The following is a 26,724-nucleotide window of genomic DNA, read 5'->3' on the forward strand; positions in this document are numbered from 1 at the left end:
TCTCTTTTTACAATTCTCGATCCCTTCTGCTTGTTACAATGCTTGCACATAGGAATCAAATTGCTAATCTCATCCGTTCCTCCTCTGTACTTGGGGATGAGGTGGTCGATGGTAGTCTTTTCGAGCGGAAGCGGCTTGCCACATTTCGCGCAGACACCACCGGTCTTTTCAAAGATTATATGTTTTATGTTTCGCTTTTTTTGCTTCTGTCCCCTCATATGTTTTCTCCATATGTTATATGTGCCAATATTATACATTTTACGGCAAGATATCAAAACGAATTGATATCTTGCCGTAAATTATCATCATCAATCACGCATTTTAACCAATGCCTCTGCATACCCAAGCAATCTCGATTGCTGAGCTTTATCCATTGAATTGAATGCTTTTATAAGTTGTCCGCTTTCTGTCAAAGCATCAATCGCATACCATTCACTGGGCTTTCCCCTATCACCATGCGTTTCAATTCCGGACAAAAGCCACTCGGGTGTAACATCCAGCACTTTGCATATGATCATAATTTTCTCTGCTGTAGGATTGGTATTCTTCTTACGCCAGTCGCTTATCGTGCTCTCCGCTATTCCCGTACGCTTAGCAAATTCTTTCTGTGTTATCTTCATTTCCTGCAGCTTATCAAATATGCGATCTCTTATTGTCATATCAATTATATACCTTTTTCATCATAGCTTTAAAATCATCAATTGATACCCCTGCCCTATCGGCCGCAATTTCGACACTCAACAAACCGTCATGTACCAAAGCTATCAGAGTATTATCCCTGCCTTTCTCTATTCCTTTCTCTATTCCTTTCTCTATTCCTCGTGTTTCAATCTCATCAAGAACAGTACACATACTAACCCGCTCCTTTCCTTTTATATCATCATAAACATCTGTAAATCTGCTATCATCTGTCAATGCGCTCATTAAACTGAGCATCTCCTGAACATGAACTATCTTCTCATTCGGCGCAATATACTTTCCTGTCTTACGCATCTGAACAAAATAATCTGCCACGAACTTAAAATCACTCTGAAATTTATCTACAACTGAATCCTCAAGATATGCTATCTCAAATAAATTCATGCCATAATCAAAAACATATTCTTTTAACTTATCCGGCACTTCCAATCTGTCATATAGAGTTTTTGCCTTACTCCATTTCTTTTTGTAACCATAGTATAGCACAAGTGATACAACAGGGTAACGTCCATCATTTCCATTGTTTATCTGAGCTCTGTAACCTGCTGCATCATAGTTCATAACCCTAAGCGGCATGTCCTCTTCTTCCTTAGTTTCATTTTCAAAGCCGATTGCTGCCAATCTTAATCGATTATGCTTCCAATACTTGTAAATATCACGTTCCTGGCTTCTTATCTTTCCATTCTCTGTGTAGTTACTATATGGACTTCCCTCTGTCAATTGATCTTGCCTAACAACCTCCTCTCCATTAAAAAGTAGGACATTTACAATGTCTGCAAACACATCATTATAGTCCTCAAGTGCTTTCTCTGTAATATCTTTTGTACCCATTTCTTTCAAAACCGCCTTTATATATAAATACTACTATACGGATTTTAATCATAAAAGAAAAATATGTCAATATGGCTAACATATTTCGTCATATAAAGTATTCTGATTATACAATGTTTTTCGTAACATCCCCTGTGATAGGTCTTCTCTTTCACGCCAGTAGAGGACTTACTAATTTACATATCGGAAAAAGTGTTAGAGATATTTGTAGTATTGCGTTTGAATTTATAATTATTTTATATTTGATTGGGAGGTTAGATTCCTTCGCGGTTGGAGGCAAAAAACCCGCAGAGCTGGCAAATATGCGGGTTCCGCGGGAAACAATTTACGTATATTCAGTTATATTATGATATCTGTTCTACATTATTTATCGCCGTAATGTGTTCCACATTGAACTATCTCAATTATGTCGTCAACTATTCGAAAAACGATTCGATTTTTTTCATCGATCCTAACGCTCCAAAATCCTGCCCAATCGCCGGACAGTGGCTCCGGTTTGCCAATGCAAAGATAGCCATTACGGTCTATTTCTTGTAAAAGGCGGTTAATTCTCTTGAGTGTCTTCTTATCCTTACTCTGCCACTCAATATATTCCTCCCATGCTCTATCATGCCATATTTTCCGCATTAATCCACCTCAATCAAATCATGTTCATGGATATTACGGCCTGCCTCTATATCATCTATACGCTTTTTTAATTCTGCCATATTCTCACTACTGTAAAATGGATCAGCAGATACTTCGAACGGTATCCTTCTTTCTCGTCCAACTTTTTTTGCAAAAATGGTAAATGCTGCGCTCATAGACAATCCCATATCTGCGCAAGCTCTTTCCATACTCTTTTTTACATCCGGGTCCAATTTAAAATTAACATTCACTGCCTGTGCCAATTATATCACCCCTTTCACTATATCTATACCTAAATTATATCATGATAAAGAAATTTGCAATCGTTTTTCTTTACTTTTTATTATTTATTAAGAATTATTCAAAAGATACATATCCATTCAATGCCTTTTTCTATTCCTTTTTAGTCAACGCCTCTGCATACCCAAGCAATCTAGATTGCTGAGCTTTATCCATTGAATTAAATGCTTTTATAAGTTGTCCGCTTTCTGTCAAAGCATCTATCGCATACCATTCACTAGGCTTTCTGCATGTAAATGTCACGTTCCTGGCTTCTTATCTTTCCATTCTCTGTGTAGTTACTATATGGACTTCCCTCTGTCAATTGATCTTGCCTAATAATCACAAACTTGTTTGTACATCTTGAACATATATGTTTTTAAGATTCCAATAATCCCGCATTACTGTCATTGGATGTAAGCGAAGGAATTACAAGTATTATTGAGCAATTTGGTGATACTGATTATGGAAAAATAAAATATTCAAAAAGTGCATTATTCTGGATTGGGTATATGTATCGATATATATCATATACAAGAGAAATATCCACAAAATTCATCCTGGATATATTTACGTATAAGCAGATGAACAATGTATATTTCTCATTTCACACTCAAGCCCCGGAATGGTGCATTAATAGTTTGTTAGATATTAACGGAATAGATGATAGCATTTTTGACAACAATCTTCGGCTAAAAAAAATAATTAAGAAAAAAGGAAAATATTAACTTGTTTGTTCAGATTGTACAAACAAGTTTTATTTCTATCTTCCTATACTATAAAATGGATCAAGATACGGCACTTCATCTCTTTTTACAATTCTCGATCCCTTCTGCTTGTTACAATGCTTGCACATAGGAATCAAATTGCTAATCTCATCCGTTCCTCCTCTGTACTTGGGAATGAGGTGGTCGATGGTTGTCTTTTCGAGCAGAAGTATCTTGCCACACTTAGCGCAGACACCACCGGTCTTTGCATGGATTATGCGTTTTATGTTTCGCTTTTTTTGCTTCTGTCCCCTCATATGTTTTCTCCGCATGTTATATGTGACAATATTGTCATATCAGTTATATACCTTTTTCATCATAGCTTTAATTATGATGTTTTTATAACAACCTTTTTCCCAGAAAAAGCCATGCCGAATCTAATAATTTCTTTCACACCCTCCTCAAGCATTTCATGAGCATAGCGCTTGGATTGAATCTGTTCAAGAGCTTCGTCGGCAAGCTTTGAAAGTGCCTTTTCATCAAGGTTTTTTCCCCATTTTAATTCTATAATTATTCCGGCGTGCTTGCCGTCTTTAGGGAAGAGACTTACATCATATCTTCCATCCCCCGATTCGCGGTTGGAGTTAATTTTATATTGATTGTCCATCAAAGCTATAAGTCCAAGAATCAAACCGTGATAGAACCCTTCAGCACCGGCATCATAGAAACTTACAGACTTAGTCATATAGTTGCTGACAGCTTTTTGTAATTTCCCAATATCATTTGAATACAAGCTCTCAGCAATCATGTTTGCTGTCGTTTTTTGAATTGCTCCTGTACCAATCAGGTAAGTCAGTATCTCACTTTTATACACAGCAGCTATTTCTTTATTGGGAATCGACACTTCACAAAGGTAGCTTCCGTCGTCTTGTAAATGTTTGTTAGTTGTTTTCAAATAACCTGCAACTAATAAAATGCTATATATATTAGAAGGATCGTCGGTAAGAAATCTGTAAACGGTGGATTGATCAATCTTTGCGATAACAGTTTCACCCTGAATAAGGGAAAACAACCGTTCATTGATATCTTCTGACGCAATATTCATAATACCTTCCAGAATTTCGTTTTTTCCGGTATTAACCCAATAAGCCTGAGGCGTACAACCTTTGGCAATATAGTTTATAACAGACCACGGATTATAAATTTCTTTTTCTCCAAAATAATAACCATCATACCAGGATTTGAGTTCGGACTCTTTGTCTGTACATCCATAGTATGTCATAATTTTGTGTACTTCAGGATAAGTAAAACCAAAATATCCATCGTATTCTTTATCCAGTACAGAATTAACAGTCAGGTTATTAAGCCCACTAAATATACTCTCTTGAGCTATTCTCAAGATACCCGTCAAAAAGCCGTATGACAGATATTTATTATCCTTAAAGGCCCCGGAAAAGAAATTCCGCATAAAGCCAATAATCTCATCGTAGAAGTTTTTAGAATATCCTTCCTGAATAGGCGTATCATACTCATCAATTATTATTATTGGATTAATGCCATAGTGCAGGTACAACATTCTTGAAAGATTTTCAAGTGCTGACGAAAGTTCGACTTCGTCTAAAGAGCCGTTCAGTATTCTTTTATAATACTCTCTTTCAAATCCGGCTAATTTCAGGCTATTTTCAAGTTCCGAGTGGCGATTATACTCTGCCTGAAGAAGTCCGGAAATTTTTGATAGTGTCGCATTCCATGAATCAAATTTTACATCTTTAAATGTCAGAAATATGACAGGATATTTACCTTGGTGTTTAATATACTCTGCACCACATTTCCAGATATCTTTATCTTTGAAATAAATAGAGGTATCTTCTTTCGAGATTTCAAAAAATACTCTTAGCATATCCATATTGAGCGTCTTGCCAAATCTTCTTGGTCTTGTAAATAATGATACAAGCGGTTTGTTATCTAAGAATTCTTTGATCAACAGTGTCTTGTCCACATAGTAATATTCCGACTGTGCTCGAACATAATCGGATATACCTATCGGAAGAGGTTTTTTAATGGCGTTATTATTGCTTTTTATATATTTACCGGTTGATACGCGTCCATCTGCAGGTTGTACTGCATCATCGGGAATAAGCCATTTTTTTCCATCTTTATATGCTCCTCTAATCTTGCCTGAATTACATAGGTTCACAACGGTACGCTCAGCAATATTCCATTCAGTTGCAATTTCTTTACATGTTTTCATATGCTATCTCCGTATATTTTTCTGATACTATTATATATAATTTGCGGCAAGATATCAAAACAAATTGACATATTGCCGCAAATTATCATCACTAACCCTACATTATAATTCCTTCCGAAATAAATATATTTTTAATTATTATAATTAAAAATATATCTCCTTTCCAAAAGAGCATGTTATATTTGACGCGCGTCAAATAAAATAATAACAGCGCAACGTTTGAACACGACAAACATTGCGCTGTTGTTTTTATCTTATTATCTTCTCAAAATCATCCTTCGGATGCTTACAGATCGGACAGATATAGTCATCGGGCATATCTTCGCCGACATACTCAAATCCGCATATTGTGCATCTCCATATTGTCTCACCTTTCGGAGTCTCTCCAACCGGCTGAGGCTTTGGCTTGATATTATTCTGGTAATATTCATAAGTACAGGAAGGTGTATCTGCAAGAACGTCCATAAATACAGGTTCACAGATGAACAGCGTATGTGAACCAAGGTCGACTTCTTTTTCCACATTCAGAGAAAAGTATGCATTAGTCCCTTTTGTTATATAAGGAATACCGTTATCAGCAAGCTTATAATCACTAAATGATGCAAACTTATCCACATCTCTTCCGCTCTGGAATCCAAATTGTTTGAAAAGCTCAAAACCCGCATCGTTGCTGATAACAGAGATATTGCACTTTCCTGCTTCTTTCAGCATGTCATGAGTGAGATTTGCCTTGTTGATCGCGATTGAAATCCTGTTGGGATCCGACGCAACCTGGACCGCGGTGTTAGTGACGCAACCGTTCTTTTTATCGCCGCTAACCACCGTACATACAAACAAGCCATAAGATAACTTATACATTGCCTTAGTGTTCATAGAAGATTCTCCTTTCTTCCAATAGAAACATTCAGTGCTGCCTACCTGTAATAATTATTTTAGCATACCTTTTTAAACACAATAATATTAAAAGCAAAGATCGCCCCGGATTCTTCATCCGGAGCGACCTTATATATTAGTGGGTTATGTTTTCTAATATTTATCTTACTGAAGGAGTGAGAGAACACCCTGATTTGTCTGGTTAGCCTGAGCAAGCATTGACTGACCTGCCTGAGCAAGGATATTGTTGTTAGAATATCTAACCATCTCCTCAGCCATATCCGTATCACGAATCTGTGACTCAGCTGCCTGTGTGTTCTCAACGACGTTATCAAGGTTTCTGATTGTGTGCTCAAGTCTGTTCTGAATAGCACCGAGGTCAGCTCTCTGGCTTGAAATCTTCTCAAGTGCTTCTTTAATCTTATGAATTGAGTCCTTAGCGTTTACGCCGCTTGTTCCTGTAACATTAATCTTTGCTCCGTCGATCTTAAGACCTGAAGCAGTAAGTTTTTCAATATTGATTGCAATCTGGTTATCGGGATCAGCCTCTGAACCAACCTGAATACTCTTATTCTTAAATGATCCGTCCAAAAGTTTAGTATTATTGAATTCGGTAGCTGTTCCGGTTCTGTTAATCTCATCTCTGAGAGCATTAACCTCTCGCTGAATGTACTCACGATCTGATGTCTGAAGAGTATCGTTAGCTGCCTTAACTGCAAGTTCGTTCATTCTCTGAAGCATATCATGTACTTCGTTGAGCGCACCTTCAGCTGTCTGTACTGCTGAGATACCATCCTGTGCATTTGCGGAAGCCTGTGTAAGACCTCTTACCTGACGTCTCATCTTCTCAGAAATTGCAAGTCCTGCTGCATCATCTGCTGCTCTGTTGATTCTGTAACCTGATGAGAGTTTCTCACTTGACTTAGCCTGTACATCTGTTGTAATTCCAAGCTGTCTGTTTGAGTTCATCGCTGTGACATTGTGCTGTACTACCATATTATAATCCTCCATGAACGGGGCCGCTTCCCTGCTGCCTTTTTCATCCTTTTAATATTGTGCAGCTTACGCGGACTCCCTTCCATGGCTGCTTGTTTTTTTGTTTTACACTATTATTATCGGCTGTGATTTCGTTTACTTAACCCTTTTTTTTATTTTTTTCAAAAAAACATACAATAATGAATTTTTTTCTACTTTTTTCGATTTTTTGCTAAAGTAAAAGAGATCGCTTGCCGATATATGGCAGCGACCTCTTTGTAACGGTCTTATACAAAAATCAGTTTTTCTTATCCAAAAACTGTGGTGGAATCTCCTTGAAGTTATTCATGGTCCTGTAGTAATTAAATGCCGCAGCGGATGACTGCTTACTGGTATTCATCTTGCGACGTGCCGCGTCAAAATATTTCTCGGCAAGCCTTTTGTTTCGATGTTCCGCAGCTTCAATCGATGCGCTCCTTGCAGTGATATCACGAATAAGATCCTGCATGCGGCGTATCTGGTCTGCGAACTCATCTTTATTGGCATTAACTTCTTCTTTTACCCTGTCAAAAAGAGTCTGGAAACCATCATCAAGAGAAATAAGTTTATCGATAAGTTCACCCTTTTTATCAACAGTACCGTCAAATGCGGTTTCATCAACATTATCGGGATCGGAGAGAATTTCTTTTTGTTTCTCATTCTCTTCCTCAATCTTTGACATAATGTCGATCTTCTTAATAAGACTTTCTTCCAGCATATCCATACTTGAAGATAACATCTTTTATGCCTCCTTAACGGCGATGTTGTTCGCCTTCATGACTTCTACCCAGTTGTCCCTGATGGCATGCATATGCTTATTGACCTCAGCGACTATCTCTCTGTCTTTGCTCATATTTGCTTCGACAAGTCTTCTTCCTATATAAGAATACATATTTTCAAAGTCCTGTGCAACAGCATACTTCATATCAAGAGTGCTTCTGAGATAATCTATGATGCGTTCCGTCTTCATAATGTTTTCATGTGCCTTTGGCACATCGTTATTCTCAATCGCATAATCCGCGATATTGAGAAACTTTATTGCCCCGTCATAGAGCATAAGTGTAAGTTCCGGGCCGCTTGCACCCATTACCTTATTATTTTTATACTGAGCATAAGCTTTCTGTTGAGTTGTCATTACCGGCATATGTGTTCCCTCGCATTCTGTAAAAAAATATCCGTATAATCATAAGTCTTCATTTTATGCCATTACTGTCCTCCACCAAAGAAGCCTGCCAGAGAAGAACTGCTGCTGTTTATCTTTGAAAGAGCCGTCTCCATAGTAGAGAACTTCTTGTAGTACTTATCCTGTGCAGCCTCAAGTGCTTTCTGTGCATCTGAGATCTTGGTCGTATAAGCACTGTACTGTGAAGCCATCAGCTTATCTTCATAAATTGTAAACGCACTGCTGTATTCCGTACCCCTCATAAGATTAAAGAGCTTATCTGAAAGAGCATTCGACAACTGCATAAAAAAGCTCTGAACCATGTCGGGATCTGTTGATATTGCTGCACTTAGAAGGTCCGGATTTCCGCTGCTTGCAGAGTCATCTTTGTCACCGTCTATGTGAAGCACATCTCTCTCATTCTCATCTGTTGCAAAGTAGCTTCCCGTTGCAATACCAAATGTTGCAAGAGTGATCTTACTTGTCACTCCATCCTTTGATGTTACTTCAAAAGCCTTACTCATAATATCTTTAAGTGCATCTTTTACATTACCGATTGTCTCATCGCCGCTGAGGATTCCGTCTTTGATCTTCTTCTCCCATTCCTCAACCTCTTTATCAGACATTGCATCTTTCTGATCATCGGTAAGCATTTTGTACTTCTTGGCTTTATCTGCATTATAAAGAGTAGCAAACTCCTTCATAAGATCGTTGTACTCTTTGAGCAACTTCTTGATGTTGTCGAAAATACCGCTTGTATCCTGTTTTGTCGAAAGAGTTATTCCCTTAGCTTCCTCATTAACGGTAATTGTAAGTCCGTTGATCTCAAAAGTATTTGAATCGGAATAATAATCTTCTCCGTTAAGAACTATATGAGCCCTGCTTCCCTCGATATAATTCTTTCCGTTATTAACAAAGCCCAGCCTGGACATCGCATCACCTTCGGTAACTTTAAAAGAAGCAGCTTCGCCCATCTCTTTTGATGCTACATAAAATCTTCCGTTTCCTTCGTCGTAGTTGAAGTCAAGCTTTGTATGTGTCTTGGAAGAATCTGCACTTTTGAGCTTACTGAGAACACTCTCTATAGTATCATTCTTTCCGATTGTAACTTCAATATTATCCTCAGAATCTCCGCCTATTTTAAACTTAAGTGTCTGAGTTGCAGATTCATCACTGTCCTCGGAAAAAATACCAAGTTCAGTCATAGTAGTTGTCTTAGCCGCATTCTTATTGCCAACCTGAACCTTCTCGCCTGTCAGATATGCAGCCTTTGCAAGACTCGTAACATCAAGTGTCTGAGTAGCGTTCATTGCACTTTCGCCTGTTACGATTGTTACAGCATTTGCATTTGAAGCAGTTGTAACCTTCTTTGAGTAAGCAGCCGAAAACTTCATGCTGGTCAAAGTACCGTTATAAAAATCGGTAACCTTCTTATTAAGCGCTTTTAAAGTATCCTGCTTCCAGGTAAGCTTCTTCTGCTCTCCGGTATAAGTATCAACCTTATCTTTCTTTTTCTGCGTAAGAGCTGTGATAATGCTCTCTGTATCAAGACCTGAGTTCATTCCTGTAATTCTGATAGGCATAATGTTTCTCCTTTCTCAATCCGTGAGATGTAATCGGAAATCCTTTTCCTGATAGAGCCGTTTTGTACGACTTACTATGTTACCTCTTCTCGTCAACCAAGATTCCCGCGATTTCCCAAACCTTGGCGATCATATCAAGTGTCTCATCCGGCGGAAACTCTTTTATAACCTTCTTTGTTTCCTTGTCCACCATCTTGATAGTCACTCTGTTGGTCTTCTCATGAATTCCAAAAACAGCTTCAGCGTTGGACTGAACCTTCTTGGTCATCTCAGAGATTGCCTTCTTGATCTTGGCGTTATCAGCCTGTATCTGCTCCTCTGTCTCAGCTCTCTTGCTCTGATTGCTTGCAAAATTTTGAGCAGATGACTCGTTTTTGGAGCCTGCAGTATTGTCTGCTGCCTCAACCGTAAGATCCATGTTCTGAGCTGCCGCATTTGCTTCATAATCCGCAACTTCGCTCTGAGCCTGGCTCTGATTATTTACCTGTGTTTTTACCTGTGGCTGTACCTGCTGAATAAGCGGGCCAAATCCGTTAATTCCATCCATTCCCATAATCCTATACCTCCATGTCAGAATCAGGAATCACCTGTATATATCAACATTTACGTGCGTCACAAACTCGTTCCGTTATAAACATAGTTTTTCTTACTGATTATATCGGCCGAAGTGCTTTATTCTTTAGTAATATGGAAAAGAAAATCGTAAATTTTAGAAAATTTTAAGACTTTCGGTCCGTAACGATCATATTTCCAGTATCTTCGGCAGTAATTTCGTATAAGCAAATTCCTCAAACACCTTTTTCTGCCCGTTTTCCGCGATAGCTTTCCTCTCATCCTCATGTTCAAGATAATATGCAGTAAGTTCAAGCATCTCTTCAGGCGTATGCGCGATCACAAGCTCTTTTCCATTCTCAAAGAACTCATCTATCTCTTTCTGGTAAGTTGTGATAAGAAATCCCCCTGCCGCAAGAACATCGAGTACACGAAGCGGAACCCCCGAGATGATGGACCTCAGCGTAATATTGAGGTTAACTTTGCTTCTCCTGAATACCATCGGCATTTTGGTTGAATAATCCGCAACTCCCAGATTGCTGACTCCTTCAATGGGCTTTGCATCAGGCATTGTATACAAAACGGTATCGAATTGCTCGCCCATTCTTTCGAGAATATGTCTTCTTTCGTTGACCGTGACCTTTTTTCGCAACATATCACGAACAATTCTGTCATAGTCAAGATCATAATTCCCCGTATCTTCGAACTTTATATACTCGCGAAGCCTCTTTATGTGCTCAGGCGTTATTGCCTTTTCATCGGTAAAAAGATCGTGTCCGTATATCTTCTCCTGAAGAGTTATGACCGTATCTATATACACTTTAAGACTTGGCGGAAGATATTCCACCTGATCGTAAAAGTTAAATTCATTGTCGTAGAGATTTCCCAAAAAACATACATCATGCAGATATACTATACTTCCGCCCGTTTCAGCATCAAGCTCCTTACAGAACCCCAAAAGCCTCTTCTCATTAACACCAAGAGGCGAGTACTTAACGGTCTCTATTCCCTTGGCTCTCATCTCATCATAGGTCCCCCTGTCAAAAACACAGACTCTGTTCACAGGATTTTTTATGGTATGTGAATCAAGCGTATAATGCGGACAGTCAAATACCCACGACACGTACGGCGTATCGTACTTCTGGCAGGCATCGGAAATGCTCGGATAATAGCAAAAGCTGTAGACTATGTCGTAATATCTTTTGCCCTCTTCTTCCTTGGTCAAAAGAGCTCTGAATTTAGCATCATCTTCATCTGTAAGTTCATAGCCACTTAGCTTGAACTTTATCACATCAACCTCGTGCCCCAGTCTCTTCATGGCGTCCATGCAGTCTTCGCCGTTAAATTCATCCCAGTAGTAGTATAGTATTCGCATTCCGTCCCTCGTTGTGTACCATGTATAAAAAGTATTATGCAAAAACTAACGGCTGCCCCATTTCCGGTAGCAGCCGCTGCAAATTCACTTTGATCAAAGCAATTTCTTGAGTTCCTCGATTCCGGATACATCTGTTGCTTCTTTATTCTCATTCTGAATCTGGATATATACTTCTTTTCTATAAATCGGGATATCCTTGGGAGCCGCGATTCCGATCTTGATCTGGTCTCCTCTGATATCAAGTACTGTAATCTCTATATTGTTATTAATAACGATAGCTTCGTTCTTTTTTCTTGATAATGCTAACATATCCTTTCCCTCCCTATAGTATGATTAAGCTTTAGCTGCTTTGTTATTCTGCAAAATCTCATAAATAGGGAACTTAACAGGATATTCCTCATTATCAATGATTGTCTGAGAAGCCTTCATCTCTTTTGTATTGATGATAAAGGGTCCCTTAAGGTTTACTGTCATCTGCTTAAGATCATGCGGAACAGTAACCGTTACAAGCACGAGCATATCCTCATCCTGCAGATCTCCGATGTCAGCTACAGCTTCCTTATCTACCATAGGCTGATAATCCGGGCAAACAAAGAGCGGATCCATAACGGGCATTGCAAATCCGGGTTCCTCTACTGACTGCAACCACTTAATAGTGTTTGTTCCCTGCTCCTCATCGTGCATAAGTGTGAATCTCTTAAGATCAGGAAAACCGATTATTCCATTTGGAAAAGAAATGATCTTACTATCTTCAATCTCAACCTCTCCAAAGATTCTAGTGTTTAATTTCATGCTGTAACCTCCATAATCCTGATAAAAAATGTTATTTATCACTATTTAATTATATACGTAAAAACGTACAATTACCATACTTATTATAATCTTGATGATATAAGAAATTCTTCATCAAATATAATTCATAAGCGATGTCTGGCTGATCTTACCTGTCGCCATAAGGCTCGCCTCATATGTCACCTGTGCGGATGTAAGCTGTGTGACCGTAGTTGCAAGATCGATATCCTCGTTCTCAGACTGAAGTGACTGGAATGTCGTTGTCTGTGTCATAAGTCTTGAATTTACAAGGTCAAGTCGCTTAGATCTTGTTCCGTTGTCGGTAACGGCTATATTTGCGGTATCGAGAGCTCCCTGGAGAGATGTTATCTTGTGCTCAAACTCTTTCTGAATACCCTCTCTCTGATAGTTATATGCCTTTTGAGCTGCTGAAAGCTCTGCGTCTATCTTATTCCATTCAGCAGATTCTTTGGCTGCACCGGACAACTTTTCTTCAAGTGTCTTAATTGTGGCCTTTATCTGTTTGAGTGTTCCGAGCATATTTGAAAGATCGTCGATATCTCTTTTTACACCTGTTGTGAAAACCGCATCTGCTGTGGTATTGACAACAACCGACTGTGCGAATCCCACGTCATAAGCGATGTCATGGGCTGCCGATCCTTTATTATAAAGTATTTTCTTACCATTGTCATCGGTATATGTACAGTTGAAGAGGTTCTGAGGTCTTATGTCTCCGCTGTCCCACTCTTTTTTATCATAGACAACATTGATCGCATTGGCGTTGATAAGTTTGGGCAGTGTTGCAAGCTTATCGGACAGCTCTTTATTCAAAAGAACTTCTCCCGTAGCCGCATTCAAATATGCCACTGAACCGGTAGGTGTAGAGTCGATTGTCTTGTAAACCTCATCAATATCTTCTTCGCTTGTAGTTGTGTAGATTATGTTTGATGAAGGTATCTCAAGTGTTGTCTCTTTATATGACGAATACACACTTCCGTTTGCTGTAACATTGATTATGTTTCTTGTGACTGTTCTGTCGACATTATTTGTGACGCTTCCGTCAGTAACAGTATATGTGCCGTCACTGTTAATTACCGCAGTTGCAATCCTTCCGTCATATTCAAGTTTCATGTTGTAAGTCTGGCCAATTGCATCAACCAAAGGAAGCTTAAAGCTGACTCTTTCACCCTGTTCATTTGTAAATGTAAGTGTTGTCTTCTGAACCGTCTCTGTCGAAGCAGTACCTGATTCGATATTGGAGCTCTGATGAGATGTATCATAAACTCCGTTCTTGTCTACAACAAACTCATATTCAGTGACGCCTTCAGTTGCCTTTATGTTATGAGATCCATCGGCGTTACTTGTGACGTTATAAACAATACCTTCACTTGTGACCGTATATGATTCACCTTTTTCAAGTCCGTCAAGCGTCGGAAGCGATACATGATGAGTTGCCCCAAGTGCTGTTGTATATGTAAGCTTTATAAGCTCTGCATTTCCGTTTACCGAACTTGTTGCGGGCTGCTTGAGATTCTCTCTCCACTTAAGTGAAGGTGCCGAGAAATCATTGTCACCGCTTCTGTAATTCAGGTTATCGTAGGAAAGTCTTATCTTACCGACATTATACTCAACAATATTACTCTCCTCTACGACAGCCTCTGTACTCTGTGCCAAAAGATTTGTGGACTCAAGCTTGCTCATTCCCGCCACTCTGCTTGAAGTTGAAACGTCTGTAGCGTTAAACTCATCATTTATGCCTGTGTAATCAGCAGTTGTAGTTGTAGAAAAAGTAAGCGATGTATCTGTTCTATACCCTGTAAAGATATATCTTCCGGCATAGTCCACATTACCTGTTGCATAGTATTCTTTTGAAAGAGCCTCCATCTGCGCAACAATCGTATCAAGATCGTCTACCGTAAGATCCTTGTTAGCTCCCTTTGTTGCCTGTTTAACAGCATCGGTAAGTACCGAAGTAACCGTAGACAAAGCATCTGCTGTTACATCGAGCCAGCTTTCGGCATCTTTTGCATTCTTCTCATAATATTGTGAAAGCTGAGTAACATTGCTTCGAAGGCGCAATGCTCTTATAGCGATAACAGGATCATCTGAGGGTCTTGTTATCTTCTTTTCGGTTGCAAGCATGGTGTTGAGCTGATCCTCAGTGATCTTGTTGTTATTGATATTATAAAGTGAATTATTCTGCATTATCTTATTCGTAATACGCATGGTAAAAAAGACCTCCGTATGAAGACCATCCTTAGTCAAAAACAATGCGCATCCGTGCAGCATCTCACTTTGTATATTAGTTCACTATGAATATCGGCAGGCACACCGCATTTCTTAATATCTATTAATGAAAAAAAGCTAAAGCCGGCCTGCTTTAGCTTTTTTATTATTCTTAAACTCCTGTCTGGAGTATCAGTCTGTCATAGATCTCTGTAAGCGTCTGTATCATCTTAGACGAGAGATTGTAGGCATTCTGGAACTTAACGAGGTTTGCTGCTTCCTCGTCTTCATCTACTCCGGAATCGGAATTTCTCTGATTATCGATAGTCGTTTCGAGAGCAGTGTAGGTTTTTTCAAGAGTTCCCGAATTGCTGGTGTTGAGCGCTACATCGGCAAGAACTTTTGTAAGGAACTCTCCTGATGTGGCTCCCCTGAATATCTTTGCCGTGTTGAACATATCTCTTAATTTCGTGAGGTTTCCAAATTCTGATTCACCCTCAGTAACGTCGGCTCTTGTCGCAAGTCTGTTTGCATCCTTAAGGAGAACACCATTCACCTCAAAATTGCCTCCGCGAAGCATGTAATATCCCTTATTCTCAGATTTTTCCGTAAGCTGATCGTATGAATACTGTGCTGCCGAATTCATATCGATTCCTCCGGTAAGAAGGAATTGTCCGGGTTTCTCATCGGAATCTGAAGGATAACCCGTGGTCATTATCCCATTTACAGCCGATGAAAACTGTCTTATCCACTCATTCATCTGAGAGAGATAATAAGGAATTCCCTGATAGTCGTTAAATTTGCCAACAGACACTTTTCTGTGCGCTTCAGGCATGCTCTTTAGCGTGTCACCGTCTATTGTAAATGTATATGTATCTTTTCCGTCATATTCCCAACTGTCGTATCTGTAATCCTGATCTCCGATATGAATCGCGCCCTCAATGGGAAGCGTGCACTTAGTCATATCCATAAGGTTCTTGTCGGTAACTTTTACGGTCACCTTGACGGGACGCGACTCGCCGTCAACAACCGTGCAGTCTCCGTTGAAGTAATGGCCGTTATTTCCGTCTCTTACCGCAAGAAGTCCCTGAAGCTCTCCGCCGATAAGCATTGAATCAATTGCAAAATCAGAAAGTTCCGCTATGTTGTCTCCATCCTTATAGCTTGCACTTCCCCACTTAATATCATAAAGTCCGTCAATATCATTCTGGTTCGTAGATCCGTCCGACGGTCTCGAAACACAGACCATCTGTCTGAATTCGTAAGTATCAACGAGTTCATATCCGCCGGCAACCCAGACCTGGTAACGTGTTGCGCCCGTTTCTCTGTCAGGCTGTGTATCATCGACGATAGCTGTTTCTTTTACTTCTACCGATACCAATTTGGAAAGATCGTCTATAAGAACATCTCTTTTATCCCTGAGTTCGTTTGCGGTCGTTCCCGTCATCTCGATTACGTTGATCTGCTTGTTGATGGAAGCAACTTCCTGAGCTATCGATGTGATTCTGTCAGCACAGAGTTTGATCTCAGCGTTTACGTCAGCCTGTGCACCCTGAAGGTTATTATATGCATTGTTAAAGTACTCGGTGATACTCTGCATTTGTGATATAAATGTACTCTTTGACTCTGTCGTTCCCGCTGCAGTCATTACCGACTGAAGTGAAGCACTCATCTTGGTAAAAAGAGATGAGAAGCCGGTCGTTCCGTTGTCATCAAGGTACTGCTCGATAAGCTTGTTGTAATAGTTCTTCTGGCTCACATTTCCAAGGAGCTGTTCGTTATTTCTGAACTTAACGTCATAGAAACTGTCGCGGATTCTTTCAATCGCTATAGTATCAACACCTGCACCGGCACAGCCATACTTTGCAAATACCCTGATAGCATCTGAAGCTTCCTGTTTAACCTTCTGCCTGCTGTATCCATCGGTATTTACATTAGATATGTTGTTTGCTGTTGTGTTAAGTGCTGCATTTGCGGCTCTTAGTCCGGATGCTGCAATATTAAGTCCAAAAAATGTCGATGTCATAATCTCTTCCCTCCGACATATTTACCATGTGTGCCAAAATTACCGTCAAAGTCACGATCCAAGTGTTGATACCAGGTGTTCAAGCATCTCACTTACTACGTTTATGTATCTGCTTGATGCGTTGTATGCGTTCTGGAACTGGATCATAAATTCAAGTTCCTCATCACTTGATACGCCGACGATCTGCTCTCTTGCGGCAGATATAGATGAAACGGTCTGCTCCTGAGCTTCCGCAACGCTTTTAAGCTTATCTCCCGTGTTGGCTATCTGTGAAACAAGGCTGTTGTAATACGACAGGATGTCATTTCTTGTATAAACATTTGGATTTAAAGTATAATCCGATTTTGTAAAAGCTTCTTTTAAAGCCGTAACAGTTGCTGTATCTTCGTTTCCCTCAACTGTTCTGTATGTGAATGTCGTGGGATCCGTCAAAAGAATCGGATTAACCTGTGCATTCTTTATAGTAAATCCTGTCTTTATACTTCCTGCAGGATGCTTGTCATCTATCTTGTAGGCCAATGCATCTTCTTCGTTTGATACTATGAACATCGTGTAATCCGACGCTCTTCCGAGTGAATTGTCCATAGTCGCAGGATTGCTCTCCGCATCTTCCATGACTTTATTGATCGCAGTCATAACATTGTGTATCAGCTGATCGAATTCCGCTTCTACATTCATAATGACCGACTGTGAAATATTGCTTTTATAATAATCTGTGCTCTCTACAATGTCGTGATAAGACGCATGGTGGTCTCCTCTTGCAAGAAGAACCGCTTTGAGCTTACCTATATCGGTATCTGTGGCTGTAGAAACCGGCTGAGTCAGGTCAAAAAGATGTGCTCCCTCGATTGAAGTAACAATTTCTTTTCCCTCTCTGTCATATTCCTTGACCGCAGCATACTCCCAATAAGGTGTGGCATATCCCACGCTGCTCTCGAGCTTAACATCGATTCCTATATGATTTACATGATCGGTGGTTATGAAACTCGATCCTTCAAAAAGAACCGATACATTACCGAAAATGTCTTCCGAATAATCTATTTTTCCATATTGACCGAGTTTATCGAGAAGATTGTTTCTTGTATCTCTAAGGTCATTTGCCTTTTCTTCTCTTCCGGATTCAATATTTACAATCTCTTCATTTAAAGCCCTAATCTTATCGCCAATATCATTTATATTTTTAACTATGTCGGAAACAGAGGCATCCAGGTTGTCCTGATATGAAACAAAGCCGTCATACACGCTCTTTGCTTTTGTCAGAAACTCATTTGCCCTCGTCACAAGCGCACTCTGCGTAACCGCTGATGTAGGATCCTTGGCAAGTTCCTGCACGGATGTCCACAGATTATTTAAAGATTCACTGAACTCTGTTCCGTTCATCTCCTGAAGCTGATCTTCTATCTCTTCAAGAGCTTTCTGAGAAATATCGTAATATGAGTATCTTCCCGATTCTTTTCTGTAAGCTTTGTCAAGGAAAACATCCCTTACCTGCTTACAATTATTATATTCAACGCCTGTTCCTATCTGCTTCCAGGCAATACATTCATTTCTCTTCTCAAGAGTCTGATATGCCCTTGTTCCCTGTGATATCTGCTGTCTTGTATATCCTTCGGTATCAAGGTTTGCCATATTGTGTGCAGTTGTATTAAGTGCGTTCTGCGATGTCTGCAACCCTGATGTGCCGACATATAAGTTCGCCATGAGGGACATATATCTTTCCTCCTGATCTTTATAGGTCTTTTAATGCATTTTTTTGCACAAAAAAGACACTACAGTTTTTCATTTAGTTACCAAAGGGGGTTATCTACATGCATCTGTACCACTTTCATGCTCATGTGATACATTACTGCTTTGCATCAAACCCGCCCGATGTGTAACCAAGACATTCACCTGTAGTGCCTAAAGCTCTTGAATAATTTGCTGTTTCAGGAGCTCTTTTTGAGGCCTGGATGATATTCATCTCGAATTGGACCATCTCAAGTGAACTGCGCAGCAGCTCCTGATTCTGTCCGTTTACACGTCTGACATCTCCTGCAACACCAACGAGCCTATCGCGTTGCACTGCCAGGTTTTTCTGATCGACAGGTCTTTTTTCCAATACTTCGATCAGATCGGTCAGTTTCAATGAATTAACATCCTTGTTTAGTACGTTTGCAATATCTTTCATTGCCTCTTCGCGTTTTTTCTCAAGAGACTGGATATTACCTATTACGCACTGCTCCTCATCCGTGATTTTCGCAAGTGCCTCAAGATTTCCTTCTATTATGACGGAAGTCTTTTGGCTAGATAACCCCAGTAAATTTTCGTACATTGTACACTCCCGGTCGAGCACGTCGACCAGATTCTCCATTAAGCTTGCCACCGGAATCATCCTCCTGGATTATTTGTATTTAATTATAACAAGCCATTTGCTTCTTCAAATTTAGCGAGTAATTTGTCAGCAAATGCTTCTCCGCTTACATCATAAGTGCCATTCTTTACAGCAGCCTTAAGCGAAGCAACCAGATCTTCTCTGACATCAGGAGTAGCCTTAACAGCCTGCTTAGCAACCTGAATATCTTTTCCTATAGAAGAAAACGAAACTGTATCTCTTACATCATTTGTCTTCTTAGCCTGCTGAGTCTTGTTAACTTTGTTGTTTGAATAGATCTGCTGAACTTGATTGTACGCTTCTATACGCATATCTTTTCCTCCTTCCTTGGAGCATTTTGTACTTCTTACTACATTTATCGGAAGAAGTTTCCATAACTTTAGTTCTGAGTACGAAATTATTCTCCCCCGGATACTTTTGTAAGTTATGGCTCAAACGCCCAAGGTATGCACCCTTTTTCACCCTACATTATCTTTATCGGACATTATTACACAAAACTTTAGATTAATTTTATAAAAAAGATCAAAAAACTTCAATTAAATTGCCGAGAGCGAAATAACCATCTCCGCCGTCTCTTTTAGATTGGTTCCCGAGTCCATTGCGCACTTCTGGAGGTATCTGTGCGCTTCCGGCTCTGTCATATGGTGCCTGTCCATCAGAATCTCTTTTGCCTGATTTATTATCTTCTTGTCCTCATCGGACCTGCCCTCTTTCTTTGCCTTCTCTTTTGCCTTTTTTCTACTTCTTGTAACGCCCTCAAGCATGAGTTCAAGGGTGGAAAAAAGATCCGACTTCTTGAGCGGAGTCGGCAGATATACCAGTTTATCTCCGCAATTATCAAGTGGAGCCTTGTCAGGCGATGCTATCATCAGCATCTGAAAGAACTTGGGAAGATCAACGGCAAGCTCCGAATAGAGCATGTCACTTAAGCGGTAGCCACTGATAACGACTCCGCTCCCCAAATCTTCCATAGCAGAAAGAGCCTGCGCTCCCGAAGTGCAGGTAACCATTCCGTCATATCCGCCACGGCTTAATATGCTTTTGAAATTTTGCGCATCTTCCGATTTCGCAAACACAATAATAATATTCACAAATAAGCCTCAAGTTTCCATAAATTAATATTTTTACGAACCCAAAATCTATTATCAGAAGATGTTGAGGTATCTTCCAATCTCCCACTGGGTTACGCATGTGCGGAAATCTTTCCACTCTTTGCGTTTTGCATCAAGCATTTTATTAAATATGGAATTGCCGAGAACTTCTTTTACAAATTCATCATCCTGATAAGCGTCAATGGCTTCACCGAGTGTCATAGGAAGTGTCTCAAGTCCGCTCTCTCTGAGATCGTCATAGGTCGCGTTCTTGAGATTATCACCAAGTTCCTCGGGAGGAGTCATCTTCTTTTCTATACCATCCATACCCGCTGCGAGAATAAGCGCGATCGCAAGGTAAGGATTACATGTAGAATCGGGATTTCTGAGCTCGATTCTTGTATCCTGTCCGCGCTTTGAAGGTATTCTGATAAGAGCGCTTCTGTTGGCGCCCGAAGAAGACCATGAGATATTGACGGGAGCATCGTATCCCGGAACAAGTCTCTTATATGAATTGACGATAGGATTGGTAACAAGTGTCATTGCCTTAACATGGCTGAGAACTCCTGCAATAAAGTATTTGGCTGTATCCGAAAGCCCACCGTTGTCATCTACAAATATGTTATTGCCGTTCTTGTCATTCGCAATGATATTTATATGCATGCCCGATCCGCTGATTCCCTCTGTAGGCTTGGGCATAAAGGTAGCATAAAGACCATGTTTCTTGGCGATTGTCTTAACTGCCATTCTGAAAGTCATGATCATATCTGCTGTTCGCTCTGCATCCTCTTCTCTAAAGTCGATTTCATGCTGTGCCGGCGCAATCTCATGATGCGAAGATGAGATATCAAAACCAAGTTCTTCCAGGTTAAGGATGATGTCTCTTCTTACGTTCTCACCCTGATCTGCGGGAGCAACGTCGAAATATCCGCCTTTTTCATGTGTCTTGTTGGTCGGTCTTCCCTCATCGTCATAATCAAATAAGAAGAATTCCGGCTCAGGATTGAGTTTAAAGTTAAGCCCCATTTTCTCAGCTTTTTTTACCACTTCATGAAGAACATTTCGTGAATCTCCCATGAAAGGTTTTCCGTCAACCGTATAGACATTGCAGAACATCCTCGCAACCTTGCCCGCCTGCGGTCTCCATGGATATATCTCAAAGCTGTCAAGATCGGGATATAAGTACATATCACTCTCGTCACTTCTGACAAATCCTTCAACCGATACGCCATCAAACATGCACTCGTTATTAAGCGCGCATTCAAGCTGACTTGCAGCAATGGCGATGTTTTTGGGAATTCCGAAGATATCACAGAACTGAAGCCTTATAAAAGCTACGTCCTCTTCCTCAACGATACGGAAAATGTCTTCTTTGGTATATTTGCTCATATTGTCCTCCATTATAAAAAGGGCACCTCAAACAGCGAGCTCTCCTGCTCGTGTTAAAGGCGCCCTTGCCGTTCACATTTACTTCCTATATATTAATATTCTTTGGTTTGATGTGTCAATCGATTATTTTGAACCAAAACTATCGCATCCGATATCTGCCTGTTATCTTAATTTTAATATATATTTGTACGAATTCCCTAATATAAGCCTGCGTCCTTACCGATATATATTGTGAAATATCCACGCGCCGGTGCAATAACGGCACGCGGCATATTGAGCTACGGAAAGCATGGATCTTCAAGGAGGATTGTTAATCTTCAGCTTTGGAGGTTCACTTTTTTTGCGCAAAAAGCATGAACCTTCAGGCTAACAAACGGAGGGAAAGAACCATGAAAATTGCACAAAGTAACGTAAACCTGATGTCGAGTTCGTCGTACAGCGAAGGGCATTCTGTGAGTGTGTCAATAAGCACTGTTCCACGCGGAAGTTTCAGCGACAGCCTTGAATCTCAGAGACAGAAAGTTACATCTGATGATTTCTCGACATCCACCGGCGAATTTGCCTTGGGAAGTGAAAACTACAACTCGCTGAAGCCTTCAATGACGAGAAGCCTGAACACAACAACCGGCTCTCTTGAAGATCAGCTGATGGCCATAAGGACTTCACTTCTCGAACGGATTCTCCGCTTCATGAGGATTCTTGGCGGCGATGATATGAGTGAAAGCTTCGGTCAATCATTAGATAATATGTCGGGAATGATCGGAGCCGGCGGATTTATGTCCGTAACGACCGTGACCGAGAGCCATTTTGAAGAAGAGGCTGTATCCTTTGAAGGCACGGGAACCGCTCTTACAGAAGACGGCCGAAGTATTGATTTTGGAGTTAAATTCTCCATGTCATCAAGGTTTGTACACGAATCCGGCATAAGCATCGCAAGCCCCAAAAACTTCCTGGATCCGCTTACGATCAATGTCGGCAGCGAAGTAACATCAATAAGCGATCAGACCTTCTTCTTTGACATTAACTGCGACGGAAAAGAGGATAAAATTTCGAATCTGTCAAAAGGTACAGGTTTCCTTGCCCTTGATAAAAATGGCGACGGGCATATAAACGACGGCTCGGAACTTTTCGGCACAAAAAGTGGAAACGGCTTCAAAGACCTGGCCGCATATGATCATGACGGAAACGGTTGGATTGATGAAAACGACGATGTATACAACGCTCTCAAAGTCTGGATTCGTAACGAAGACGGTACCGATACGCTTCTTTCGTTAAAAGAAGCCGATGTCGGTGCAATTTATCTTGGAAGTGCCGTAACAGACTACAGCTTACGGGACAGTTCTTTTAACACAGCTGCAAAGCTGCGCGCAAGCGGTGTATTCCTAAAAGAAAGCGGAGGCGTGGGAGTCGTCCAGCAGATTGATATGGCGACTCACGATGCTGACATAGAAAATCGTTCCATTTCATAAAATTTGAGAAAAAAGAGTCCATGACCTATTTGCGAAATCTCTTCCGGTTAGGTCATGGATTTTTTATAATTTTCTTCTCTATAATCCTACTCACGATTGAAGTGCACCATTATCCGAAGTGTGCACATCTCGTTCTCTCTTTCCGTCCACTTCTCCGCTTAGGAAGTGGCGTCTGCAAAGTGATACGTAGGATTCATTTCCTCCTACCATAACCTGCTCGCCTGTTCGGACGATCTTGCCGTCACTGACTCTCGCATTGAAGTGTGCGCGACGTCCGCACCAGCACACGGTCGGAACTTCCTCTATGTAGTTTGCTATTTCCATGAGTCTCTTCGAGCCCGGGAAAAGATGACTTGTAAAATCGGTACGAAGTCCGTAGCAGATAACAGGAAGATCATATCTGTCCACAACTTCCGCAAGAATATCGACCTGCTCTTCCGTAAGGAACTGGGCTTCATCCACAATCACACAGTCAAGCTCTTTCCAGCCTTCCGACTTTCCCGTAAACCACTCATTTTTTACTTCATCAATGAATTCTTCTACAAATGTCGCCTCAGCGCTAAGCCCCATTCTGGACTTGACGATTTTTTCTCCGTCCCTGTCATCGGTCTTAGGCTTTAGCAAAATACATTTTTGCCCCTTCTCGATGTAGTTGTACTGCACCATCAGCGCATTGGCTGTCTTTGAGCTCCCCATTGCCCCGTATCTGAAATATAACTTTCCCATACCTTCTCCCGTGTCTATGTATAGTTGCGCTATGCCTTTGTATCACGCTTTTTCAGCTTTTATGCACATCAGTTTTGTTTCTCATTTGAGTTGATAAGAACAAGTTTGTTGTAAGGAATCTCGATTCCCGCTTTTGCAAATCTCTTCATTATCTCTACAAGACAGTCAGAGCATGCCTTCGGGTTATCCTTGAAATCTTCCGTCTCAACGAGTGCCCTTAATGTGACGCCGCTATCATCGCAGCTCTTACACAAAACCGTCGGTCTTCCTCCATGATGCACCGGATGCTCAACAATAACGTCAGCCATGATATCCATAGCCTTCTGCATATCCGTTCCATACGCCACAGAAATCACTATCGGAAAAGAAAACGATTCTTCCTGAGTGTAATTGATGATAGTCGCCGAACCAACTGTAGAATTGGGAATGTAAATAATCTCGTTCTGATAAGTCTTGATAACCGTGTGTCTCAACGTGATGTTCTCAACATAACCGGGATCGATAGAGTCAATCTTGATTCTGTCTCCGACATCAAAGGGTCTGGATCTCGATGCCGAAATCGCAATACCTGCAAATACATTGGCAAGTGTTGACTGGGCTGCAAGACCGAGGACAGCGGCAATAAGTGCGGATGATGTAGCGACACCTCTCCAGATCTTGGAAAATGCCGGCACATTTCCAATAACAGTTGTTAGAGCAAGTCCCCATATGACCGTAGTTATAATACCTCTCAAAAAAATAAGATGAATTTTACCGCGAAGTCTTTCCTTACTGATATATTTATTGAGTAAAAGATTTATGACATAAGCGCATAGGATCGGCAAAACATACTTTGAACCGTATTCAAGTATTTCCATCACCCATTTAAACTCGTCTTCTTTCCCCTGCCCAACAAACTCTAAAACAGACTCAAGCATCTTCATCATCCATCTCCTCAAATGCGATCATAGAATCGATAATGTCTTCAAAGTCCTCTCGCAGTTCTTCAAGAGTGTCACCTTCATATGTATAGGTTTTTCCGTCGATTACAACTTCACCTGTATAGTAATCGCAGTTTTTGTCGTAATTAACGGTACCTGTATATCCTTCATATTCAAATTCTTTTTCCATTTATTATTCGTCTCTTTCTTTTTTCTTAGCAAATTACTATAAGCATTGTAAATCATTCATAGCCGAATTTAAAGAATATCATGGAAAAATCGTGATTTCGAACATGCTTGCCTTCATTAAGTCATAAGTACCGATTTTACTCATGAGAAAGTTTTTTGCAAAGTATGCTTGACATTTTATGCAAAGTAGACTATGCTAAATATGCAAAGCGAGCTTGGCAAAAAGTAATGAGGTATCAATGAAGAACAAAATAAAAGAATTGCGAAAAGCAAATAAGCTATCACAATCAGAACTTGCCGACATTGTCGGAACAACCAGACAGACAATTACTTCCATTGAAGTTGGCAAATACACTGCTTCATTGGGACTGGCATATAAGATAGCGCACCATTTTAACATGACAATTGAAGAAGTATTTGATTTCAGCAGCTTGGAGGATGAAAACTTATGACTAACACCGGAAAAGAAAGAATCAAAGCATCAATAAAGAAAAAAATCACTGCATATGCATTAGTGGCATTTTTAAGTAGCGCTTTACTCATTATTTCCCAAAGACCATCTATAGCTTCGCTTTACGCAAAATCAGGGCATGCTGATTTTATGCAGGGTTTTGTGGTCGGAATGGTTATCGCCATAGAAATAGTATGCGTTTATCATATTTCTAAATATATAAATGCTCTTAAAGATGAAAAAAAGCTTATTAGAATCTACAATGAGCTCAACGATGAACGTTTATGTCAGATTGAATCATTATCCGGCAAATCCGCAGTTGAATTTACCGCAATTGTTCTTCTGATCCTTGCGCTTATTGTAAGCTTCATAAGCTTCGAAGCTACAATCGCATTTTTAGCTGCATTAACTATTCTTTTTATCACAAAGAAATCATGCTCAATTTACTATACAAGAACTTATTCAGGCGAATAAAATAGTTGTTCGCACTCCATAAAATATCCCGGCATTCTATTTGAATCATAGAATGCCGGGATATTTATTACTTCTTATAATCAATCCTTAACCTCGATCTTCACAGCCTCCTCTTTCTCTGGAATAGCTTCCTTCTTGGGGATGTTGACCGTAAGAACACCGTTCTTGTACTGAGCTATGATATCTTCAGGTTTAAGTCCCGGTGTACGGAAGGATCTCTGGTACGAAGAGCTTCTTCTCTCACGACGGATGTACTTGCCGTTCTCATTCTTCTCATCCTTGTTCTCATTATGTGTAGCACTGATGGTAAGCACTTCGTTCTTAAGGTCGATATTGATATCTTCCTTGTTAAATCCCGGAAGCTCGGCTTCAAGCTGATAACTGTTATCTTTCTCGATGACGTCAGTCTTCATAAGACCTGATGCCGGCTCGAAGTTCTTCTCAATAAGTCCGGAATCATACAGGTCACCGAATAATCTGCCACCAAAGAAGTCATCCATCTCGTCAAACAAATTATTGTTACTCCATAACATAGGCATCAACATAAGTCATCACTCCTTTTTATATAAATTTTTTGTTGTAGTAGTTTGCGCAACCTCGCGACGATGTATTAGCACTCTCATCTCTTGGCTGCTAATTTTCTTTTC

At 40.3% G+C, this 26,724-nt stretch carries 30 protein-coding genes; 3 read left to right on the top strand and 27 right to left on the bottom strand.

Annotation, left to right across the window (positions count from 1 at the left end):
* The 23 genes from G628_RS17215 to glnA all read right to left on the bottom strand — a co-directional run.
* Positions 1–218 (bottom strand): HNH endonuclease (locus G628_RS17215; RefSeq protein ID WP_196803755.1); only part of this gene is annotated, 218 nt, incomplete at its 3' end.
* 90 nt (positions 219–308) lie between these two features.
* Complete coding sequence (locus G628_RS0110845) at positions 309–620, bottom strand: helix-turn-helix domain-containing protein (RefSeq protein WP_242827214.1); 312 nt, start codon at positions 618–620, stop codon at positions 309–311.
* A gap of 40 nt (positions 621–660) precedes the next feature.
* A complete protein-coding gene (locus tag G628_RS0110850; protein WP_026656722.1) occupies positions 661–1,530 on the bottom strand; it encodes an Rpn family recombination-promoting nuclease/putative transposase in 870 nt (289 codons plus the stop codon).
* 363 nt (positions 1,531–1,893) lie between these two features.
* Positions 1,894–2,157, bottom strand: a complete 264-nt coding sequence (locus G628_RS0110860) for a Txe/YoeB family addiction module toxin (RefSeq protein ID WP_026656721.1) — start codon at positions 2,155–2,157, stop codon at positions 1,894–1,896.
* On the bottom strand, positions 2,157–2,420 hold the full coding sequence (locus G628_RS0110865; RefSeq protein WP_026656720.1) for a type II toxin-antitoxin system RelB/DinJ family antitoxin: 264 nt from the start codon (positions 2,418–2,420) through the stop codon (positions 2,157–2,159). Before G628_RS0110865 ends, G628_RS0110860 begins: the two co-directional genes overlap by 1 nt.
* A 779-nt stretch (positions 2,421–3,199) precedes the next feature.
* Positions 3,200–3,460 (bottom strand): HNH endonuclease, encoded by a 261-nt coding sequence (locus G628_RS17220; RefSeq protein ID WP_051199161.1) that lies wholly within the window; start codon positions 3,458–3,460, stop codon positions 3,200–3,202.
* 71 nt (positions 3,461–3,531) lie between these two features.
* Positions 3,532–5,394: an AAA family ATPase gene (locus G628_RS0110880; RefSeq protein ID WP_027209138.1), complete on the bottom strand. Its 1,863-nt coding sequence runs from the start codon at positions 5,392–5,394 to the stop codon at positions 3,532–3,534.
* Positions 5,395–5,643: 249 nt separating this feature from the next.
* A complete protein-coding gene (locus G628_RS0110885; protein WP_027209139.1) occupies positions 5,644–6,267 on the bottom strand; it encodes a flavin reductase family protein in 624 nt (207 codons plus the stop codon).
* A gap of 165 nt (positions 6,268–6,432) precedes the next feature.
* A complete protein-coding gene (locus G628_RS0110890; protein ID WP_026656716.1) occupies positions 6,433–7,263 on the bottom strand; it encodes a flagellin in 831 nt (276 codons plus the stop codon).
* Between the two features lie 277 nt (positions 7,264–7,540).
* Positions 7,541–8,020 carry a flagellar export chaperone FlgN gene (flgN, locus tag G628_RS17225; RefSeq protein ID WP_051199162.1) on the bottom strand — a complete coding sequence of 160 codons (480 nt, stop codon included), beginning with the start codon at positions 8,018–8,020 and terminating at the stop codon, positions 7,541–7,543.
* 3 nt (positions 8,021–8,023) lie between these two features.
* Positions 8,024–8,416 carry a flagellar export chaperone FliS gene (gene fliS, locus G628_RS0110900; RefSeq protein ID WP_034462578.1) on the bottom strand — a complete coding sequence of 131 codons (393 nt, stop codon included), beginning with the start codon at positions 8,414–8,416 and terminating at the stop codon, positions 8,024–8,026.
* 71 nt (positions 8,417–8,487) lie between these two features.
* Positions 8,488–10,026 (bottom strand): flagellar filament capping protein FliD, encoded by a 1,539-nt coding sequence (gene fliD, locus G628_RS0110905; protein WP_027209140.1) that lies wholly within the window; start codon positions 10,024–10,026, stop codon positions 8,488–8,490.
* A 79-nt stretch (positions 10,027–10,105) separates the two neighbouring features.
* Positions 10,106–10,579 carry a flagellar protein FlaG gene (locus G628_RS0110910; RefSeq protein ID WP_026667935.1) on the bottom strand — a complete coding sequence of 158 codons (474 nt, stop codon included), beginning with the start codon at positions 10,577–10,579 and terminating at the stop codon, positions 10,106–10,108.
* A gap of 189 nt (positions 10,580–10,768) precedes the next feature.
* The gene (locus tag G628_RS0110915; RefSeq protein WP_027209141.1) at positions 10,769–11,953 is read right to left on the bottom strand and encodes a CgeB family protein; all 1,185 of its coding nucleotides are present in this window, start codon (positions 11,951–11,953) and stop codon (positions 10,769–10,771) included.
* Positions 11,954–12,046: 93 nt separating this feature from the next.
* Positions 12,047–12,262, bottom strand: a complete 216-nt coding sequence (gene csrA, locus G628_RS0110920) for a carbon storage regulator CsrA (protein WP_026656710.1) — start codon at positions 12,260–12,262, stop codon at positions 12,047–12,049.
* Positions 12,263–12,286: 24 nt separating this feature from the next.
* Positions 12,287–12,745, bottom strand: coding sequence for a flagellar assembly protein FliW (gene fliW / locus G628_RS0110925; RefSeq protein WP_026656709.1), 459 nt, complete (start codon positions 12,743–12,745; stop codon positions 12,287–12,289).
* A 114-nt stretch (positions 12,746–12,859) separates the two neighbouring features.
* Positions 12,860–14,971 (bottom strand): flagellin, encoded by a 2,112-nt coding sequence (locus G628_RS18205; protein ID WP_051199163.1) that lies wholly within the window; start codon positions 14,969–14,971, stop codon positions 12,860–12,862.
* 172 nt (positions 14,972–15,143) lie between these two features.
* Complete coding sequence (locus G628_RS18210; protein WP_027209142.1) at positions 15,144–16,997, bottom strand: flagellar hook-associated protein FlgK; 1,854 nt, start codon at positions 16,995–16,997, stop codon at positions 15,144–15,146.
* 51 nt (positions 16,998–17,048) lie between these two features.
* Positions 17,049–18,707 (bottom strand): flagellar hook-associated protein FlgK, encoded by a 1,659-nt coding sequence (gene flgK / locus G628_RS0110940; RefSeq protein WP_026667933.1) that lies wholly within the window; start codon positions 18,705–18,707, stop codon positions 17,049–17,051.
* A gap of 133 nt (positions 18,708–18,840) precedes the next feature.
* Positions 18,841–19,359, bottom strand: a complete 519-nt coding sequence (locus tag G628_RS0110945; protein WP_242827215.1) for a flagellar protein FlgN — start codon at positions 19,357–19,359, stop codon at positions 18,841–18,843.
* Positions 19,360–19,391: 32 nt separating this feature from the next.
* The gene (gene flgM / locus G628_RS0110950; RefSeq protein ID WP_027209144.1) at positions 19,392–19,679 is read right to left on the bottom strand and encodes a flagellar biosynthesis anti-sigma factor FlgM; all 288 of its coding nucleotides are present in this window, start codon (positions 19,677–19,679) and stop codon (positions 19,392–19,394) included.
* Positions 19,680–19,904: 225 nt separating this feature from the next.
* Positions 19,905–20,459, bottom strand: a complete 555-nt coding sequence (locus G628_RS0110955; RefSeq protein WP_026656703.1) for an ANTAR domain-containing response regulator — start codon at positions 20,457–20,459, stop codon at positions 19,905–19,907.
* Between the two features lie 54 nt (positions 20,460–20,513).
* Positions 20,514–21,848, bottom strand: coding sequence for a type I glutamate--ammonia ligase (glnA, locus tag G628_RS0110960; protein ID WP_027209145.1), 1,335 nt, complete (start codon positions 21,846–21,848; stop codon positions 20,514–20,516).
* 389 nt (positions 21,849–22,237) lie between these two features.
* On the opposite strand from glnA, the gene G628_RS18215 reads away from it, so the two are divergent.
* Positions 22,238–23,317 (top strand): hypothetical protein, encoded by a 1,080-nt coding sequence (locus G628_RS18215; RefSeq protein WP_051199164.1) that lies wholly within the window; start codon positions 22,238–22,240, stop codon positions 23,315–23,317.
* 90 nt (positions 23,318–23,407) lie between these two features.
* Here G628_RS18215 and G628_RS0110970 read toward each other — a convergent pair whose 3' ends face one another.
* The 3 genes from G628_RS0110970 to G628_RS17245 all read right to left on the bottom strand — a co-directional run bounded on the left by G628_RS0110970 (position 23,408) and on the right by G628_RS17245 (position 25,153).
* Positions 23,408–24,043, bottom strand: coding sequence for a thymidine kinase (locus G628_RS0110970; RefSeq protein WP_034500861.1), 636 nt, complete (start codon positions 24,041–24,043; stop codon positions 23,408–23,410).
* Between the two features lie 68 nt (positions 24,044–24,111).
* A complete protein-coding gene (locus G628_RS0110975; protein ID WP_081670699.1) occupies positions 24,112–24,969 on the bottom strand; it encodes a mechanosensitive ion channel family protein in 858 nt (285 codons plus the stop codon).
* Entirely contained in the window at positions 24,953–25,153 is a 201-nt protein-coding gene (locus G628_RS17245; RefSeq protein ID WP_034462158.1) for a hypothetical protein, read from the bottom strand. Before G628_RS17245 ends, G628_RS0110975 begins: the two co-directional genes overlap by 17 nt.
* A 238-nt stretch (positions 25,154–25,391) precedes the next feature.
* On the opposite strand from G628_RS17245, the gene G628_RS0110985 reads away from it, so the two are divergent.
* Both G628_RS0110985 and G628_RS0110990 read left to right on the top strand, forming a co-directional pair.
* Positions 25,392–25,604 carry a helix-turn-helix transcriptional regulator gene (locus tag G628_RS0110985; protein ID WP_026656699.1) on the top strand — a complete coding sequence of 71 codons (213 nt, stop codon included), beginning with the start codon at positions 25,392–25,394 and terminating at the stop codon, positions 25,602–25,604.
* Positions 25,601–26,077, top strand: coding sequence for a hypothetical protein (locus tag G628_RS0110990; protein ID WP_027209147.1), 477 nt, complete (start codon positions 25,601–25,603; stop codon positions 26,075–26,077). Before G628_RS0110985 ends, G628_RS0110990 begins: the two co-directional genes overlap by 4 nt.
* An 80-nt stretch (positions 26,078–26,157) precedes the next feature.
* On the opposite strand, the gene G628_RS0110995 is transcribed toward G628_RS0110990, so the two are convergent.
* The gene (locus G628_RS0110995; RefSeq protein ID WP_242827216.1) at positions 26,158–26,610 is read right to left on the bottom strand and encodes an Hsp20/alpha crystallin family protein; all 453 of its coding nucleotides are present in this window, start codon (positions 26,608–26,610) and stop codon (positions 26,158–26,160) included.
* Positions 26,611–26,724: the final 114 nt, after the last annotated feature.

Source organism: Butyrivibrio hungatei NK4A153 (genome assembly GCF_000424465.1).
In the GTDB taxonomy this organism is placed as follows: domain Bacteria; phylum Bacillota; class Clostridia; order Lachnospirales; family Lachnospiraceae; genus Butyrivibrio; species Butyrivibrio hungatei_A.